General features: G+C 68.2%; 14 protein-coding genes and 3 pseudogenes. 4 read left to right on the plus strand and 13 right to left on the minus strand.

Annotated elements, in window-relative coordinates; translation table 11 throughout:
* The first annotated feature begins 3 nt into the window (after nucleotides 1–3).
* The gene (locus tag A9977_RS21220) at nucleotides 4–1,356 is read left to right on the plus strand and encodes an MBL fold metallo-hydrolase (protein ID WP_183026872.1); all 1,353 of its coding nucleotides are present in this window, start codon (nucleotides 4–6) and stop codon (nucleotides 1,354–1,356) included.
* Nucleotides 1,357–1,374: 18 nt separating this feature from the next.
* Here the strand turns inward: A9977_RS21220 and A9977_RS21225 are convergent.
* The 4 genes and pseudogenes from A9977_RS21225 to A9977_RS21240 all read right to left on the minus strand — a co-directional run bounded on the left by A9977_RS21225 (nucleotide 1,375) and on the right by A9977_RS21240 (nucleotide 4,440).
* Nucleotides 1,375–2,374: pseudogene (locus A9977_RS21225) on the minus strand (zinc-dependent alcohol dehydrogenase family protein).
* A 49-nt stretch (nucleotides 2,375–2,423) separates the two neighbouring features.
* Nucleotides 2,424–3,143 (minus strand): annotated as a pseudogene (gene phbB, locus A9977_RS21230) (acetoacetyl-CoA reductase).
* A gap of 2 nt (nucleotides 3,144–3,145) precedes the next feature.
* Nucleotides 3,146–3,799 carry a BON domain-containing protein gene (locus A9977_RS21235; RefSeq protein WP_183026873.1) on the minus strand — a complete coding sequence of 218 codons (654 nt, stop codon included), beginning with the start codon at nucleotides 3,797–3,799 and terminating at the stop codon, nucleotides 3,146–3,148.
* Between the two features lie 137 nt (nucleotides 3,800–3,936).
* On the minus strand, nucleotides 3,937–4,440 hold the full coding sequence (locus A9977_RS21240; RefSeq protein WP_183026874.1) for an ornithine carbamoyltransferase: 504 nt from the start codon (nucleotides 4,438–4,440) through the stop codon (nucleotides 3,937–3,939).
* 239 nt (nucleotides 4,441–4,679) lie between these two features.
* On the opposite strand from A9977_RS21240, the gene A9977_RS21245 reads away from it, so the two are divergent.
* A complete protein-coding gene (locus tag A9977_RS21245) occupies nucleotides 4,680–5,432 on the plus strand; it encodes a Crp/Fnr family transcriptional regulator (protein ID WP_183026875.1) in 753 nt (250 codons plus the stop codon).
* Between the two features lie 15 nt (nucleotides 5,433–5,447).
* Here the strand turns inward: A9977_RS21245 and A9977_RS21250 are convergent, their stop codons facing one another.
* The 4 genes from A9977_RS21250 to A9977_RS21265 all read right to left on the minus strand — a co-directional run bounded on the left by A9977_RS21250 (nucleotide 5,448) and on the right by A9977_RS21265 (nucleotide 9,609).
* Nucleotides 5,448–7,523, minus strand: coding sequence for a PAS domain S-box protein (locus tag A9977_RS21250; protein ID WP_183026876.1), 2,076 nt, complete (start codon nucleotides 7,521–7,523; stop codon nucleotides 5,448–5,450).
* Nucleotides 7,516–8,229 carry a response regulator transcription factor gene (locus tag A9977_RS21255; RefSeq protein ID WP_310936175.1) on the minus strand — a complete coding sequence of 238 codons (714 nt, stop codon included), beginning with the start codon at nucleotides 8,227–8,229 and terminating at the stop codon, nucleotides 7,516–7,518. Before A9977_RS21255 ends, A9977_RS21250 begins: the two co-directional genes overlap by 8 nt.
* 148 nt (nucleotides 8,230–8,377) lie before the next feature.
* A complete protein-coding gene (locus tag A9977_RS21260) occupies nucleotides 8,378–8,989 on the minus strand; it encodes a hypothetical protein (protein ID WP_183026878.1) in 612 nt (203 codons plus the stop codon).
* A gap of 191 nt (nucleotides 8,990–9,180) precedes the next feature.
* Nucleotides 9,181–9,609, minus strand: coding sequence for a universal stress protein (locus tag A9977_RS21265; RefSeq protein ID WP_183026879.1), 429 nt, complete (start codon nucleotides 9,607–9,609; stop codon nucleotides 9,181–9,183).
* Nucleotides 9,610–9,829: 220 nt separating this feature from the next.
* On the opposite strand from A9977_RS21265, the pseudogene arsA reads away from it, so the two are divergent.
* Nucleotides 9,830–11,601, plus strand: a pseudogene (gene arsA, locus A9977_RS21270) (arsenical pump-driving ATPase).
* A 16-nt stretch (nucleotides 11,602–11,617) separates the two neighbouring features.
* Here arsA and A9977_RS21275 read toward each other — a convergent pair.
* From A9977_RS21275 to A9977_RS21295, 5 genes are all read right to left on the minus strand, one after another.
* Nucleotides 11,618–12,325, minus strand: coding sequence for a VIT family protein (locus tag A9977_RS21275; protein WP_183026880.1), 708 nt, complete (start codon nucleotides 12,323–12,325; stop codon nucleotides 11,618–11,620).
* 61 nt (nucleotides 12,326–12,386) lie between these two features.
* On the minus strand, nucleotides 12,387–13,061 hold the full coding sequence (locus A9977_RS21280; RefSeq protein ID WP_183026881.1) for a DUF599 domain-containing protein: 675 nt from the start codon (nucleotides 13,059–13,061) through the stop codon (nucleotides 12,387–12,389).
* 10 nt (nucleotides 13,062–13,071) lie between these two features.
* On the minus strand, nucleotides 13,072–13,494 hold the full coding sequence (locus A9977_RS21285) for a DUF6691 family protein (RefSeq protein WP_183026882.1): 423 nt from the start codon (nucleotides 13,492–13,494) through the stop codon (nucleotides 13,072–13,074).
* A gap of 10 nt (nucleotides 13,495–13,504) precedes the next feature.
* Nucleotides 13,505–13,939, minus strand: coding sequence for a YeeE/YedE family protein (locus tag A9977_RS21290; protein WP_183026883.1), 435 nt, complete (start codon nucleotides 13,937–13,939; stop codon nucleotides 13,505–13,507).
* Entirely contained in the window at nucleotides 13,939–14,262 is a 324-nt protein-coding gene (locus A9977_RS21295) for a helix-turn-helix transcriptional regulator (RefSeq protein WP_183026884.1), read from the minus strand. Before A9977_RS21295 ends, A9977_RS21290 begins: the two co-directional genes overlap by 1 nt.
* 85 nt (nucleotides 14,263–14,347) lie before the next feature.
* Between A9977_RS21295 and A9977_RS21300 the strand changes: the two genes are divergently transcribed.
* On the plus strand, nucleotides 14,348–15,217 hold the full coding sequence (locus A9977_RS21300) for an MBL fold metallo-hydrolase (protein WP_183026885.1): 870 nt from the start codon (nucleotides 14,348–14,350) through the stop codon (nucleotides 15,215–15,217).
* The last annotated feature ends 2 nt before the right edge of the window (nucleotides 15,218–15,219 follow it).

Genomic DNA, 15,219 nt, shown 5'->3' on the forward strand with positions numbered 1-15,219 from the left:
GTCATGCGCATCGACTTCCTCGGCGGCACGGGCACCGTCACCGGTTCGAAATACCTGCTGACGCATGAAGGGCGGCGGCTGCTGGTCGATTGCGGCCTGTTCCAGGGCTTGAAGCAACTGCGCCTTCGCAACTGGGATGCGCTGCCGGTCGACCCCGCCAGCATCGACGCCGTGTTTTTGACGCACGCGCACATGGACCACAGCGGCTTCGTGCCGCGGCTGTTGCAGCTCGGCTTCAAGGGGAAGGTGTACTGCTCGGCGGCCACGCGCGAACTCTGCGCGCTGCTGCTGCCCGACTCGGGCCGCCTGCAGGAGGAAGACGCCGACTTCGCCAACCGCCATGACCATTCGAAGCACAAGCCCGCGTTGCCGCTCTACACCGAGCAGGACGCACGTGTCGCCCTCAAGCGCTTCGAGGTCGTAAAGTTCGGCCAGGAATGCGCGCCGTGGCCCGGCTGGTCGTGGCAGTTGCAGCGGGCCGGCCACATCCTGGGCGCCGGCAGCCTGCGCGTAGGCTGGGGCGGCGCGAGCATCCTTTTCTCGGGCGATCTGGGGCGCAGCGACGACCTGGTGATGCGCCCGCCCGAAGTCGCCGCGCCGGCCGACTACGTGGTGGTCGAATCCACCTACGGCGACCGCAAGCATCCGCCGGCGGACACGCTCACCGAACTGGCGAGCGTGATCAACCGCACCGCCGCGCGCGCCGGCGTCGTGCTGATCCCGGCCTTTGCCGTCGGTCGCGCGCAGACGCTGCTGCACTGCGTTCAGCTGCTGAAGCAGGCACGGCGCATTCCCGATCTGCCGGTGTACCTCAACAGCCCGATGGCGGCGGACGCCACACGCATCTACCGCAAGCACCTGGACGAACATCGCCTGAGCGCGGAACAGTGCGCCCGCATGCAGGGCGAGACCATCATCGTTAACACCATCGAGGAGTCACGGCGGCTCAACACGCTGGGCTTTCCGTCGATCATCGTGTCGGCCAGCGGCATGGCCACCGGCGGGCGGGTGCTGCACCACCTGAAGGCGTATGCGCCGAATGCGAAGAACACCATCCTGTTCGCCGGCTTCCAGGCGGGCGGCACGCGCGGCGCAGCGATGGTGGCCGGCGTCGACGCGATCAAGATCCATGGCGCCTATGTGCCGGTGCGCGCCGAGGTCGCGAACCTGGAAACCCTGTCGTCCCATGCCGACCGCGACGAGTTGCTGGCCTGGCTCGGCGCGCAGCGCGCGCCGCGGCGCGTGTTCGTGACGCACGGGGAGCCGGTAGCGGCCGACGCGTTGCGGCTGGCCATCGAGGAGCGCCATGGCTGGCCCTGCACGGTGCCCGACTACCGCGAATCGCGCGAGCTTTGAACCCGCGGGCGAAAGCGTTCAGGGCAGCAGGACCGCGGCGCCTTCGATGCGGCCCGCGCGCAGGTCGGCCAGCGCGTCGTTGGCCTCGGCGAGCGGGTAAGTCCTGACGTGGAGCTGCAGCGGGTGCGCCTGCGCGAAGGCAAGGAACGCCGTGGCATCGGCACGCGTGAGGTTCGCGACGGAAGCCACGCTGCGCTCCTCCCACAAGCCGATAGGGAAGGGCCGGGATATCGCTCATGTGGATGCCCCCGCACACCACGCGCGCGCCCTTGCGCACCACGCGCAGGGCGGCTGGTACCGGTTCGCCGACGGGTGCGAAGAGGATGGCCGCGTCCAGCGCCCAGGGCGGCTGCGCGTCGGAGCCCCCGGCCCAGGCGGCGCCCAGGCTGCGCGCGAAGGCCTGCGCGGCGAGGTCGCCGGGACGGGTGAACGCGGAAACCTCGCGTCCTTGCGCGATGGCCACTTGTGCGACCAGGTGTGCCGCGGCGCCGAAGCCGTACAGGCCCAGCCGGCGCGCGCCTTCGCCGGCCGCCTTCAGGCTGCGCCAGCCGATCGGGCCGGCGCACATCATGGGCGCAATGCGGGCGGCATCGAGGCTGGCATCGGTCGTGGGCATCGCGAGCGGCAGGCAGAAGGCGGTCTCGGCGATCACGTGGCTCGCGAAGCCGCCGTCGCGGTGGTAGCCGGTAAAGCGCGGCGTGTCGCACAGGTTCTCGTGGCCTTCCAGGCAGAACGCGCAACAGCCGCAGTTGTGGCCCAGCCAGGGCACGCCGACCAGGTCGCCCACGCACAAGCCTGCGTTACCCGGACCGGCTTGCTCCACCACGCCCACGATCTCGTGCCCCGGCACGATCGGCAGCACGGGCAGCGGCAGCTCGCCGTCGACAATGTGCAGGTCGGTGCGGCACACCGCGCAGGCCAGCACTCGCAGGCGCAACTCGCCGGGGCCAGGCTCGGGCATGTTGCGCTGCTCCAGTTCGAGCGGCAGCCGTGCAGCGCGCAGCACCATGGCGCGCATGGCCGGAACGTCGGGAGAGAAAAGAGAGGAAGGCCCGGACATCGTCGCCTCAGGCCATGTACTTGCCGCCGTTGATCGACAGCGTGATGCCGTTGATGAAGGCGGACTCGTCGGTGACAAGGAACACGACGCCGCGCGCGATCTCGGCCGGCGTGGCGAGGCGCCCGCCCGGTATGGCCGCCAGGATGCGCGCCATCACCTCGGGCGCGACCGCCTCCACCATGGCGGTGTCGGTGTAGCCCGGCGCCACCACGTTGGCCGTGATGTTGCGGGAGGCGCCTTCGAGCGCCAGCGACTTGGTGAAGCCGACAAGGCCCGCCTACGTGGCCGCATAGTTCGTCTGCCCGACCTGTCCCGACAGGCCATTGACCGAGCCCATGTTCACGATCCGGCCGAAACGCCGCTCGCGCATGCCGCCGATGGTCGCGCGGCACATGTTGAAGCAGCCGCCCAGGTTCACGTCCAGTACCTCGCGCCACTGCTCGAGGCTCATCTTGTGCAGCACGGCGTCGCGGGTGATGCCTGCGTTGTTGACCAGCACTTCGATGGGGCCGAGTTCGGCCTCGACGCGCGCCACACCGGCCTGGCAGGCGGCGAAGTCCGCCACGTTCCAGCGGAAGGTCGGAATGCCGGTGCGCGCGGTGAAAGCCTGGGCCACCGTCGCGTTGCGCGCGAAGTTCGCCGCCACGCGGTAGCCGGCGGCGAGCAGTGCCTCCGCCGTGGCGGCGCCGATGCCGGCGCTGCCGCCGGTGACGAGCGCGACGCGCATGCTCAGGCGTCCACGAGCAGGTCGTTCACCACCACCGACACGCCGGGCGTGGCCCACGCGGCGCCCTGCACCGCATTGCGCTCGGTCCAGGAATGAACCGTGCCGCGCAGCGTGACCTGCGAGCCGTCGACCGTGATGGCGAGCCGGTTGGCTTCGCGATCGGCCTGGCGCGCGAGCGCCTCGTGGATCTTCTTCTCGACGTCGGCCGGGCTCACCTTGGGCTTGACCTTCACCAGATTCGACACGCCGGTCACGCCCATCAGGTCGCGCACGGCGCTCTCGGCGGCGCTGCGCTGGTAGTCCCACTCGACTTCGCCGTTCAGCGTAAGCCAGCCCTTTTCCACCATGGGGCGGATCTTGTCGTTGGGCACCAGCACATTCCATTCGAGCGCGCGCTCCGCCGCCAGGGCGATGTCGGCATCGGTGCGCTGGTTGTCGAAGGGCAGCTTCACCGTCAGTTCGACGGCCAGCGCCTTGACGCCCTGCACGCGCTGCACGGCGCGCTCGATGGCGTACTTTTCGGCATGGCTCACGAGGTGGCCGGTGAGGGTCACGACGCCGTCCTTGACGATCACGCCCACGTCGGACGTCTTGACCTCGGGTGTCCAGTTCAGTTCGGCCTGGACGTCGTTGCGCAGCTGGGTATCGCTTTTCATGGGAGTTCCTTGAAGTGGATGAGTGACGAAGAAGGCGGCCGTCGCAAAGCATTCGAGAGGGCCGTCGCATTCACTGTAGGAACCGCACGCCCCGGGGGTGTTGCGCTGGATCAAGCGCGCGTGCGGTGCACCTCGGCTCAGGCGATGGCTTCCAGCAGCAGGGCCTGGAGCAGGAAGCGCCGGTTGTCTGCCAGCGGGGTGCTGTCGCCGAGCAGTTCGGCAAGCTGGTCGACGGGATGGTCTTTCGTGGCGACGCCGTCGAACACCGGAATGCCGGCGTGCCGGCCGATGGACTTCACGAGCGCGGGTTCCAGCCCCTGGCATTCCACGGCCTCGTAGAGACGCCCGAGCATGCGCGCAGTGTTCTGCACGTCCTGCGCCGTGCTCGCAAGCGACAGGCCCGAGCGCATGACGGCCACGCGTGCGCCGAGTTGCTCGGCGGCGCTGCGGAACAAGGCCTGCGCCTCGTCTGGCTGCGTTTCGCACAGCAGCCCAAGGTTCTTGCCGCGCAGCAACAGCGGGGTGTTCCCGTCCATTGCGGCGTGCTGCAACAGCCGCGCGCGGGACAGCAGGTTCGCCACCTTCAGCGGCTGGAGCTGCGGTGGGGCGTCGGGCGCACGGATCGGTTGTGAAGAGGGCATGGCGATGATGAATGTGCGACCTGCGAAGGGTAGAGACGCACGGCGAGCCCCATTTGATTCAGGTCAAGTCACAGGCCCCTGTGCCTGCGACTTGCTGCATGCAAACGGTCCTTGATACACGCCGGTCACATTGCATTCACCGAGCGTTACCGACCGATTTCGTCCGTTGTCATGGCGTTGTCGATGGCTTCCTAGCATCCATCCACCGACACGCGACAAGACCTCCAAGGAGTCCACCGATGCTGAACACCGTCCCCCCCCCGAAGACCGCACCGGTCCTGCCTATCGCCGGCAACACTTGCGCAGGCCAGCAGACCGCGGACACCTTGAAGCTGCTCTGCGAGCAGCTCGGGCCGCAGCGCCGCGTGGTGCACACGGGCGACGTGATCTACCAGGCCGGCGAGTGCTTCAGCAATCTCTACATCCTGAACTCCGGCTTCTTCAAGATCGTGAATCTCACGGCCGACGGGCGCGAGCAGGTGGTGGGCCTGAAGTTCCGCGGCGACTGGCTCGGCTTCGACGGCATCGCAGGCAGCCACTACGCATGCGACGCGGTGGCCATGGACACCGGCGAGATCTGGATGGTGTCTTACGAAGCGCTGCTGGCCGCCTGCGCCGTGCATCCCGCGCTGCTGCAGGTGCTGCACAGTGCGATGAGCCGCGAGATCGCGCACGACCGCGACTCGCTGATGTCCGTCTGCACGCTGCCGGCCGATGCGCGCGTGGCCGAGTTCCTTCGCCACTGGGCCGATTCGCTGGCCGAGCGCGGCATGCGCACCGACGAGATCACGCTGCGCATGACGCGCGCGGAGATCGGCAACTACCTGGGCATGACGCTGGAGAGCGTGAGCCGCGCGCTCTCGCGCCTGGCACGCGACAAGGTCATCGGCTTTGCCTCGAAGGGGCGGCGCGACGTGCAGATTCCCGACGTGGGCGCGCTGTCGGCCTTTGTGCAACGCTGCCTGGCCCCCCCGCCCGCCATGCTCCAGTAGGGAGCGCCGACGCGCTCAGGCGCGGCCGGCCAGCACCTTGGCCATGGCCTGCGCCAGTTCGGAGCGCGTGCAGGGCTTGCGCAGCAGCTCCCAGCTCGGCGGCACTTCGCGGTCGGCATCGAGCAGCTCCGACGAGAAGCCCGACATCAGCAGCACCGACAACTGCGGAAAGCGCCGCTGCACTTCGGTGGCGAGCCGCGTGCCGCGCATGCCGGCACCCAGCGCGATGTCGCTCAGCAGCAGGTCGAACGGCCCCGCGCCCGCGTCCAGCGCCGTCAGCGCCTGCTCGGCCGTGGCCACCGCAGTCACCTCGCAGCCCAGCGTGGCCAGGAAGATCTCGATCACCTTGCGCACTTCGGCGTCGTCTTCCACCAGCATCACGCGCAGCCCGGGTGGGATCGTTTCGTCGGCGCGCTCTTCCACGGCGACGGGAAGGTGGGCTTGCGCCTGCTGCGGAAGATAGAGCGTCACCGTCGTGCCGTGGCCCACCTTACTGTCGATCGCCACCGCGCCGCGCGACTGGTTGATGAAACCGTACACCGTGCTCAGGCCGAGGCCCGTGCCGCGGCCTGTTTCCTTGGTGGTGAAGAAGGGCTCGAAAGCGCGTTCCTTCACCTCGTCCGACATGCCCGTGCCGCTGTCGGTGATGGAAATGGCGACGAAGCGCGCGGCGGCATCGCTGTTCGGAGCGCTTCGCATGGCGGGCGGCAAGCTCCCGCACACCTCGGTGCGGAAACGAAGCGTGCCGCCCTCGGGCATGGCATCGCGCGCATTGATGGCGATGTTGAGCAGCGCCGACTCCAGTTGCCCCGGGTCCGCCATCACAGGCGGGCAACCGGGTGCGGTGTCGATCTCGATGCGGATGCGCTGGTCCAGCGTGCGGCGCAGCATGTCGGCCAGCGAATGCAGCAGCGCCCGGGTGTCGACGGCGCTCGGCTGCAGCATCTGCCGCCGCGAAAAGGCCAGCAGCTTGCCGGTCAATTCGGCGCCGCGACGCGAGGCGCGCGCGGCCGCGCTCAGCAACTGCTGCGCAAAGGAATCCTGCGCCAGCGCGGGCAACTCCTCGAGCACCTGAAGGTTGCCTTGGATCACGGTCAGCAGGTTGTTGAAGTCGTGCGCGATGCCGCCTGTGAGCTGGCCGACGCTCTCCAGGCGCTGCGCGTGGTTGAGCGCCTCCTCGGTCTGCACGCGCTGCAGGCTGGTCGTGAGCAGGCTGGACAGCGATTCGAGAAAGCGCACTTCCTCGTCGCCAAAGCGCTTGGACTCTTTCGAGCGGACCGACAGCATGCCGATCACGCGACCCAGATCCGTCAGCGGCACGGCGAGTGCGCTGACCAGGCCGGCGTCGAGGTAGGCCTGGGGCACGGAAAACCGGTCTTCCTTGCGGTAGTCCGGCACCACGACCGGCCGGCCCTGGGACAACACGAAGCCTGGCGGCGTGTCGTGACGGTTTGCGATGCGCGCACCGATGTCCTCGCCGGCGACCAGGCCGACACCGCTGGCCACGCGAAACTCCAGGCGGTTGCTGTCGAGCAGCCACAACACGGCGACCTCGACCTGCAGGGCCGTGGCGATGATCTCAGGCACATGCTGCAACACCACCTGCAGGTCGCGCGTGTCCACCGCGAGGCGGCCCAGCTGCGCCAGGTGCTCGCTGTAGCGGGCGCGCTGCAGCGCCTGCTTCACGCGCGGGTAGGCGCCGATGTCGCGGATGGCGGCCACCACGAAAGGAAGCCCGTGGTTCTGCAGCGGGCTGAGCGCGACCTCGACCATCACCTCGCTGCCGTCCTTGCGCCTGGCCACCAGCTCCATTTGCGTGCCCATGGGGCGCGGACGGGGCGCGCGGCCATAGGCTTCGCGGTACGAGGCATGGCGCGGACGGATGCTGTCGGGGACCAGCACGTCGACGTTCAGGCCCAGCAGTTCGTCGACCGTGTAGCCCAGCAATGCGGCAACCGAGGGGTTGGCCAGCACGATGCGGCCCGACTGGTCCACCAGCAGCAGCGAATCGGGATAGGCCAGGAAGAGCGAGCGGAAGACGCTGCCTTCCTCGATGTCCGAGGGCAAGCCGCGGATGGGCACCTCAGCCATGGGACACCGGCGGTACCAGGATGTAGCCCGCGCCGCGCACCGACTTGATGAGCTGGGGATCCTCCGGGTCTGCTTCGATCTTCTTGCGCAGGCGCCCGACCTGCACGTCGATCGTGCGGTCGAAGGGCGCGGCTTCGCGTCCGCGCGTCTGTTCGAGAAGGAAGTCGCGCGACAGCACGCGGCCGGGGTGGCGCGCGAAAGCCTGAAGCAGATCGAACTCGCCACCGGTCAGCGTGACTTCATCACCGTGCGGGTTCCGCAGGCTGCGTGCCGCGGTGTCGAGTTGCCAGCCTGCGAAGCGCAGCCTGTCCGCGGGCGCCGCGGCAAGCGCTGCTGGGGCAGAGGCGATGGGCAGCTCCGGCGTCAGGCGACGCAGCACGGCTTTCACGCGCGCGACCAGCTCGCGCAGGTCGAAGGGTTTGGTCACGTAGTCGTCGGCACCGACCTCCAGGCCCACCACCTTGTCGACCGCGTCGCCGCGTCCGGTGACGATGACCAGACCGCAGCGCCAGCTTTCGCGCATGCGGCGCGCTATCGCGAAGCCGTCTTCGCCGGGCAGGCCGAGGTCCAGCAGCACGAGGTCCGCGGGATCGGTCTCCATCAGCGCCATCAGCGCGCGGCCGTTGTGCACCTGGGTGACGCGAAAGCCGTGGCCCTGCAGGTAGGTGGCCAGCAGCAGCGTGATGTCGACCTCGTCGTCGAGCACCGCAATGTGAGAGGCAGGGTTCATGCGTGGGCCAGGAAAGGGGAGCACGGTTGCCGCAGGCATCCGTGTCGGCGCGAGCGTAGCACGCACGAACCCCTTGCGGATGCGCTGCCCGCCCTGTTGCCGTCCGTGGCGTGCCGGGGGCGGGCTACTTCTTGTCGGTGCCCGCCGGGCGCGCTGCGCGCTTAATGGCTTCGAGCGTGCTTGCAGAGGCGTTTGCCGCGGCCCTGGCAGCCGAGCGCGCGGCTTGATCCGCCTTGTCGAGTGCTTCACGCGTGGCCTGGGCGGCTTTTTCGGCTTCTTCCTTGCTGGCCTGCGTCGCGCGGCTCACCGACTCCTCGGCCTTCGCCAGCGCTTCCCGCGAGGCTGTCGCGGCCTTGCGGCTTTCGTCCTGCGCCGCACGCGCCGCTTCCTTGCTTTCGTCGAGCGCCTTGCTTGCCGAAGCGGCGGTTTTTTCCTCCACCCGCGTTGCGGCCTGCGCTGCTTTGCGCGCAGCCTGCCGAATGCCTTCGGCCACGGCCTTCGAAACCTTGCCGGCGGTGAGCCGGCCCCTTTCTGCAGCGGCCTCGGCGGCATCGGCCGCCTTGCGTGCCACCTTCTCTGCGTCGCGCGCGGCCCGCACAGCGGCGTCATGTGTTTTCCGGGCCGCCCCTGGCGGCGGGCTCAGTTGCGCCGGCGCCGTGTAGTCCGCGGCAAAGGCGCAGGCACCGAACGCAAGGGCGGCCGATGCGGCGAGGGCACGGAAGGCGATGGCGTTCATATCGGTTCCAGTCTCATTCAAAAGAAGGCGGGAGAAGCTCGGCATCGCACCGCACCGCACCGCACCGCACCGCACCGTTCCGCTGCGTGCGATGCATGGCCGGATTTTTCTGCCGCGCCGGCGCGATGGTCTTGCGCTGCGTCAAGCCGCACGGATGCGACGCGAAGAGACTCGCGGTCTGCCGCCTGCTCTCACTTCACGACCACGACCGGTTGCTTCGCGCTCGCGAGCACGCGTTGTGCCACGGAGCCGAGCAGCAGGTCCGCCACAGCGCTACGGCCTTTCGAGCCCAACACGATCATGTCGAACTTGCCCTTGTCGGCGCAGTCGACGATCTCCTGCGCCACGTGGCCGGTGCGAATCTCCATGTCGTAGCCGATGCCGTCTTCCTTCAGCAGTTTTCGGGCGGGCTTGAGCTCCTTCTCGCTGAGCTCGCGCAGATAGTCCGCGACTTCCGACTTGCCGACGAAGGCGCGGGCATGGCGCAGGCCGACGTCGTCATGCACGCTGATCAGCGTGATCTTGTTCGAGGCGGTGCGCAACAGATGCGCAAGCCTGGCTGCGTATTTGACGGCGCGCAGCGCGTTTCTGGATCCATCGATTGCGACAAGTATTTTCATGATCCTGATTCACTGGATGTTGGGTCCGGAAAGTCTATGGCGGGCACTCGTGAGCGCGCGATGGCGGCCAGTGCGGCGCTTGATGCAGATCAAGGCATCGACAGGCGTATTCGCCCGGGCACCGCTTTGAGGAATCGCAAGCCTGCTTTCTGCATTCGAAGCACAGTTCATCGCAGGGACAGGTTCATCCAACGCGGCAGCAAAAAATTTTGGGCTCAGCATGCAACTCCCCGGATTCCTGAACATGCCGACCCGGCATCTTTTCTTCACGGGCAAGGGCGGCGTCGGCAAGACTTCGCTGTCCGCCGCGGCAGCCCTGGCGCTGGCGGACACGGGGAAAACGGTCTTGCTCGTCAGTACCGATGCCGCTTCCAACCTGGACGAGATGCTCGGCGTGATGCTGCGCAATGTCCCCGTGCCGGTGCTCGGCGCCCCCGGCTGAGCGTCCTGAACATCGATCCCGACAATGCCGCCGAGTCCTATCGGCGCCGTGTCCTGGCGCAGATCGACGTCGCGTCCACGGACGCCGAGCGCGCGAGCGTTCGCGAACAGCTGTCGGGTGCATGCACCACCGAAATCGCTTCCTTCGACGAGTTCGCCTCCCTGTTGTCCGACGGTGCCGCGGCGTTCGATCACATCGTCTTCGATACGGCACCAACCGGGCACACGCTGCGCCTGCTCAGCCTTCCAAAGGCGTGGAGCGTCTTCCTGCAGGACAACGATCGCGGTGCGTCGTGCCTCGGGCCGCACTCGGGATTGAAGATGCAGGAGGCGCGCTTCAAGGCCGCGCTCGACGCGCTGGGCGATCCGGCGCGAACGACGGTGATCCTGGTGGCGCCGCCCGACAAGGGTGCGCTGGCCGAAGCCGCAAGGACGTCGGAGGAATTGCGGGCGCTGGGTTTGGGCAACCAGCGTCTGGCGATCAACGGCGTCTTGCACGCCAGCGAGCCCACCGATGCCGTGGCCTGCGCCATCGAGGCACTCGGGGAGCAAGCACTGGCCGAGATGCCCGAGTCCCTGCGCAGCTTGCCCCGGGACAGTGTGCCGCTGCGCGCGTTCGACACGGTCGGCCTGCCGGCCTTGCGTGCCCTGCTCGGGGCCGCGGTGCCGCCGGCTTCATCCGAAGCGGCAGCATCGTCGGCGGCTGCACCGCCTTTGCAAGGGCTGGCTGCCCTGGCGGACGAATTGGCCGCGGCGGGCCGGGGCTTGATCATGGTGATGGGGAAGGGTGGCGTCGGCAAGACGACGGTCGCCGCCGCGCTGGCCCTCGGACTGGTTCAGCGCGGCAAGACCGTGCATCTGAGCACCACCGATCCGGCCGCGCACCTGGCCGGAACGCTGGATGGCGAGGTGCCGGGCCTGCGCGTGGACCGGATCGACCCGAAAGTCGAGACACAACGTTACGTCGAGAAGATCATGGCCGCCAGATCGCCCGGCCTCGACGCGCAGGAGCAGGCGCTGCTGCGGGAGGATCTGCGTTCTCCCTGCACGGAAGAAGTCGCGGTCTTCCATGCCTTCTCGCGCATCGTGAGCGAAGCGCGCAGTGCATTCGTTGTGCTCGACACCGCGCCCGCCGGACATTCCCTGTTGCTGATGGATGCCACGGGTGCCTACCACCGCCGGATGGTGCGGGAGTTCGAAGCGCAAGGCGGGCGCATCGTCACGCCGTTGATGAGGCTGCAGGACGCCGCGTACACGCGGATCATCCTGGTGACGCTGCCGGAGGTCACGCCGGTCTCACAAGCCGCCGCTTTGCAGGATGACCTGCGCCGTGCCGGCATCGACCCCTATGCGTGGGTGCTGAACAAGAGCGTGCTGGCGGCGGGCACGCACGACCCGTTGTTGGCGGCGCGGCTCGCTGGCGAGCGCCGGCAGATCGAGCGCATGTCCACCGGGTTGGCCAGACGCATGTTCACGCTGGCTTGGCGGGTACGCCCGCCGATCGGGGTCGCTGAATTGTCCAGGTTGGTCACACCTGAGGACGGGCGCTAGCCTTCAGGGCAAGACATCAGGCCGGCGTGCCGAACAGGGCTCCCACGCCGGCGGTGACGCCCATGGCCAGCGTGCCCCACAGCGCGACGCGCCAGACGCTGCGCGCCATCGGCGTGCCGCCGATCCTTGCCGCGACCGCGCCGAGCAGCGCCAGGAAGGCAATGGCGGTTGCGATGGTCCACGGCAGCAAGGATGCCTGCGGCGCCATCGCCACGACGGCGAGCGGCATCGCGGCACCCGCGGCGAAGCTGCCGGCCGATGCCATGGCCGCCTGCAGCGGCCGCGCGGCAAGCGTGTCCGAGATGCCGAGTTCGTCGCGCGCGTGGGCACCGAGCGCGTCATGCGCCATGAGCTGCGTGGCGACTTGGCTGGCCAGCTTGGGATCGAGGTCCCGGCGCATGTAGATGGCGGTCAGCTCGCGCTGTTCCGCCTCGGGGTCCGCTTTCAGCTCGATGCGCTCGCGCTCCAGGTCGGCCGCTTCCGTGTCCGCCTGGGAATATACCGAGACGAATTCGCCAGCCGCCATCGACATCGCGCCGGCCACGAGGCCGGCAACCGCTGTTGTCAGGATGGTCGCGTGACTGGCGTGCGCCGCCGCGACGCCGACGACCAGGCTGGCCGTGGAGACGATGCCGTCGTTGGCGCCAAGCACGGCGGCGCGCAGCCAGCCGATATGTTCGGTACGGTGGCGCTCGGGGTGGGCGCGGGCGTGGAAGGATTTCATTGTTGCGGGGAATTGTTCAAGGGCGACATCCACGGCAGGGTGCTGCCGCGCAGTCAGGTCGTCAAGTCCGGGTACCTGCGTTGGCGCTGGCGAACCGGTCGAAGCCGACCAGTACCGCGATCACGCCGAGCGCCGCCACGGGGCCGGCGGCCGGGTGGACGATGGCCGCGAGGACAGGGGCGACAAGAACAAGGTGTCGCAAACCCCAGCTGTAGAGGATCCCGGCCCGCCGCACATAACTTTTGCCGGCATCGTTCCAGCGATGGCGCGCTGGCGAATCGACGGGCATGCCGGCGATGAATCCGGCATGGTTGTGGTAGCGCACCGCCATGATGGACGCCAGCAGCGAGGCGAAGAGTTGCGCCATGAGCACGAACTCCAGCGCAAGACGGGCGGTGAACGCCGGTAGCCCCGGTGCCTCGCTCAGGGCCGAATGAAGCGACGGAAGCGCGAGGGTCGCCGTGCCCATCAACGCCAGCGCTGACGTCGACGCCGTCATCGTGGCGGACATCATCGAAATGCGCAGCGTCTGCACTGCAAGAAGCTCCAAGCCCTTTTGCGCGGAGACCGCGGCAAACCAGTCTTCGCGCAACGTGGCATGTGCGGTGCGCGCCAGGCGCCGTGCACTGCGGCGATGCGCGAGGGCGAGGGCGAGGGCGAGGGCGAGGGCGGCTTCGTACGTCAGGAGGATGCACGCTGTCGCGAGCGCTGCAAGCCAGGTCGCGGTGTGGGTCATCGGCGTTGCGTCAGGGGAAACGCCTGGGTCTCTCGAGCAGCTCGAAGACACCCATGCCCGCCAGCATCGCGGCCACAAAGACGAGGGCCTTGCCTTCGCCCATGCCGAGGGCGACCAGACCTGGCCCGGGGCAGAAGCCCGCGACGCCCCAGCCCACGCCGAAGAGCATGCTGCCCAGCACGAGGCGTCGGTCGATGTGGCGTGCGCCGGGCAGGCGCATCTCGGCACCAAGGAAGGACAGCGTGCGGCGCCTGGCCACCATGAACGCGACCATGCCGACGACGATGGCGCCGGCCATCACGAAGGCCAGCGAAGGGTCCCACGCACCGGCAAGGTCAAGAAAGCCGAGCACCTTGCCCGGGTCGGCCATGCCGGAGAGGATGAGGCCGAGCCCGAAGACCAGGCCAGCGAGCAATGAAGCGAGGGCGAGCATGGAAGTCTCCTCAAACGCCGAGCAGATGACGAATCACGAACACCGTGGCGAAGCCGGCGCCCATGAAGGCAAGCGTCGCCACAAGCGAGCGCGGCGACAGGCGCGAGAGCCCGCAGACGCCGTGGCCGCTGGTGCAGCCCGATCCATACCGTGTGCCGATGCCGACGAGCAAACCGGCTGCCACGAGCGCGCCGTATCCCGCGTTAATTTGCGGCCGAGGCAGCACTGCCACAAGCGCATAGATCGCGGGTGCGCAGACCAAACCGAGCAAGAAAGCCAGCCGCCACGCCAGGTCGCCAGGCGAGGACCGAAACAGCCCGCCGAGCACGCCGCTGATGCCCGCGATGCGGCCATTGAGCAGCACGAACATCGCCGCGGCGATGCCGATGAGCACACCGCCGGCCAGCGCGGCAAGCGGCGTGAAGTGGTTCCAGTCGATGGACATCATTTCTCCGTGGGACAGTAGAGGCGATAGAGCACCGCGAGAATTTCCAGCAGGGCCGGATCGGCCGCGCTGTAGAAGATGTTCTTGCCCTCGCGGCGGGTGTCGACCACGCCCTCGCTGCGCAGCACGCTCAGTTGCTGCGACAGCGTGGGCTGGCGAATGCCCAGCGTCTGCTCCAGGTCGCTCACGCACATCTCGCCTTGCGAGAGCTGGCACAGGAGCAGGAGCCGGTCTTCGTTGGCCAGCAGCTTGAGCGCCGCGACCGCCTTGCCGGCGGCGCCGCGCAGGACTTCAGGTTCGATCACCAGGGCAGAGATCTTCATGGTTTTGGTCTCGTCTTCGATTGACATAGTATATATAAAAATATAATGTATGTAGATCAACTGAACACCCGCCAAAGGAACAGCCATGACAGCCCGCACCACGATCCAAGGCTTCTTCGACCCCGCGACCTGGACGGTCTCCTATGTCGTGTGGGAGCACGCGACGCGGCATGCCGCCGTCATCGATCCGGTGCTGGACTTCGACTTCAAGTCGGGTCGCACCCACACCGCGTCGACCGACAAGCTGCTTGCCTATGCGCGGGAGCAGGGCCTGCAAGTCGACTGGATCCTGGAGACCCATGCGCACGCCGATCACCTGTCCGGCGCGCGCCACGTGCAGGCGCAGACCGGCGGCAAGATCGCCATCGGCGAGAACATCCGCGTGGTCCAGTCGACCTTCGGGAAGCTCTTCAACCTCGAACGCACTTTCTTGCCGGACGGCAGCCAGTTCGACCATCTGTTCAAGGATGGCGAAGTCTTTCGCATCGGCGAGGTCGAGGTCACCGCCTTGCTGGTCCCGGGGCACACCCCTGCCGACATGGCGTATCTCGTGGACGCCGCCGTGTTCGTCGGCGACACGCTCTTCATGCCGGACGTGGGCACGGCGCGGGCCGATTTCCCCGGCGGCGATGCACGGCAGCTCTACGACTCGGTGCGCCGGCTGCTCGACCTGCCGCCCGACACCGTCATGTACGTCTGCCACGACTACCCGCCGGCTTCGCGGCCGCCGCGCTGGCAGACCACGGTTGCAGACCAACGCGCGCACAACATCCATGTGCACGACGGCATCGGCGTCGACGAATTCGTGGCGATGCGCACCGCACGTGACGCGACCCTGGAGGTGCCGACGCTGATCCTTCCGTCGATCCAGGTGAACGTGCGCGCCGGGCGGTTTCCGCCGGCCGACGGCAACGGCGTCTCGTACCTGCGGATTCCGCTGAACGCGCTGCCTTGAGC

This window comes from Variovorax sp. UMC13, from assembly GCF_014170375.1.
Lineage (GTDB): Bacteria > Pseudomonadota > Gammaproteobacteria > Burkholderiales > Burkholderiaceae_C > Variovorax.

What these genes read in the sequence shown, in the direction of transcription:
- A9977_RS21220 (WP_183026872.1), top strand. Translation starts at nt 4, where the DNA reads ATGCGCATCGACTTCCTCGGCGGCACGGGCACCGTCACCGGTTCGAAA.
- A9977_RS21235 (WP_183026873.1), bottom strand. Translation starts at nt 3,799, where the DNA reads ATGAAAAGCGATACCCAGCTGCGCAACGACGTCCAGGCCGAACTGAAC.
- A9977_RS21240 (WP_183026874.1), bottom strand. Translation starts at nt 4,440, where the DNA reads ATGCCCTCTTCACAACCGATCCGTGCGCCCGACGCCCCACCGCAGCTC.
- A9977_RS21245 (WP_183026875.1), top strand. Translation starts at nt 4,680, where the DNA reads ATGCTGAACACCGTCCCCCCCCCGAAGACCGCACCGGTCCTGCCTATC.
- A9977_RS21250 (WP_183026876.1), bottom strand. Translation starts at nt 7,523, where the DNA reads ATGGCTGAGGTGCCCATCCGCGGCTTGCCCTCGGACATCGAGGAAGGC.
- A9977_RS21260 (WP_183026878.1), bottom strand. Translation starts at nt 8,989, where the DNA reads ATGAACGCCATCGCCTTCCGTGCCCTCGCCGCATCGGCCGCCCTTGCG.
- A9977_RS21265 (WP_183026879.1), bottom strand. Translation starts at nt 9,609, where the DNA reads ATGAAAATACTTGTCGCAATCGATGGATCCAGAAACGCGCTGCGCGCC.
- A9977_RS21275 (WP_183026880.1), bottom strand. Translation starts at nt 12,325, where the DNA reads ATGAAATCCTTCCACGCCCGCGCCCACCCCGAGCGCCACCGTACCGAA.
- A9977_RS21280 (WP_183026881.1), bottom strand. Translation starts at nt 13,061, where the DNA reads ATGACCCACACCGCGACCTGGCTTGCAGCGCTCGCGACAGCGTGCATC.
- A9977_RS21285 (WP_183026882.1), bottom strand. Translation starts at nt 13,494, where the DNA reads ATGCTCGCCCTCGCTTCATTGCTCGCTGGCCTGGTCTTCGGGCTCGGC.
- A9977_RS21290 (WP_183026883.1), bottom strand. Translation starts at nt 13,939, where the DNA reads ATGTCCATCGACTGGAACCACTTCACGCCGCTTGCCGCGCTGGCCGGC.
- A9977_RS21295 (WP_183026884.1), bottom strand. Translation starts at nt 14,262, where the DNA reads ATGAAGATCTCTGCCCTGGTGATCGAACCTGAAGTCCTGCGCGGCGCC.
- A9977_RS21300 (WP_183026885.1), top strand. Translation starts at nt 14,348, where the DNA reads ATGACAGCCCGCACCACGATCCAAGGCTTCTTCGACCCCGCGACCTGG.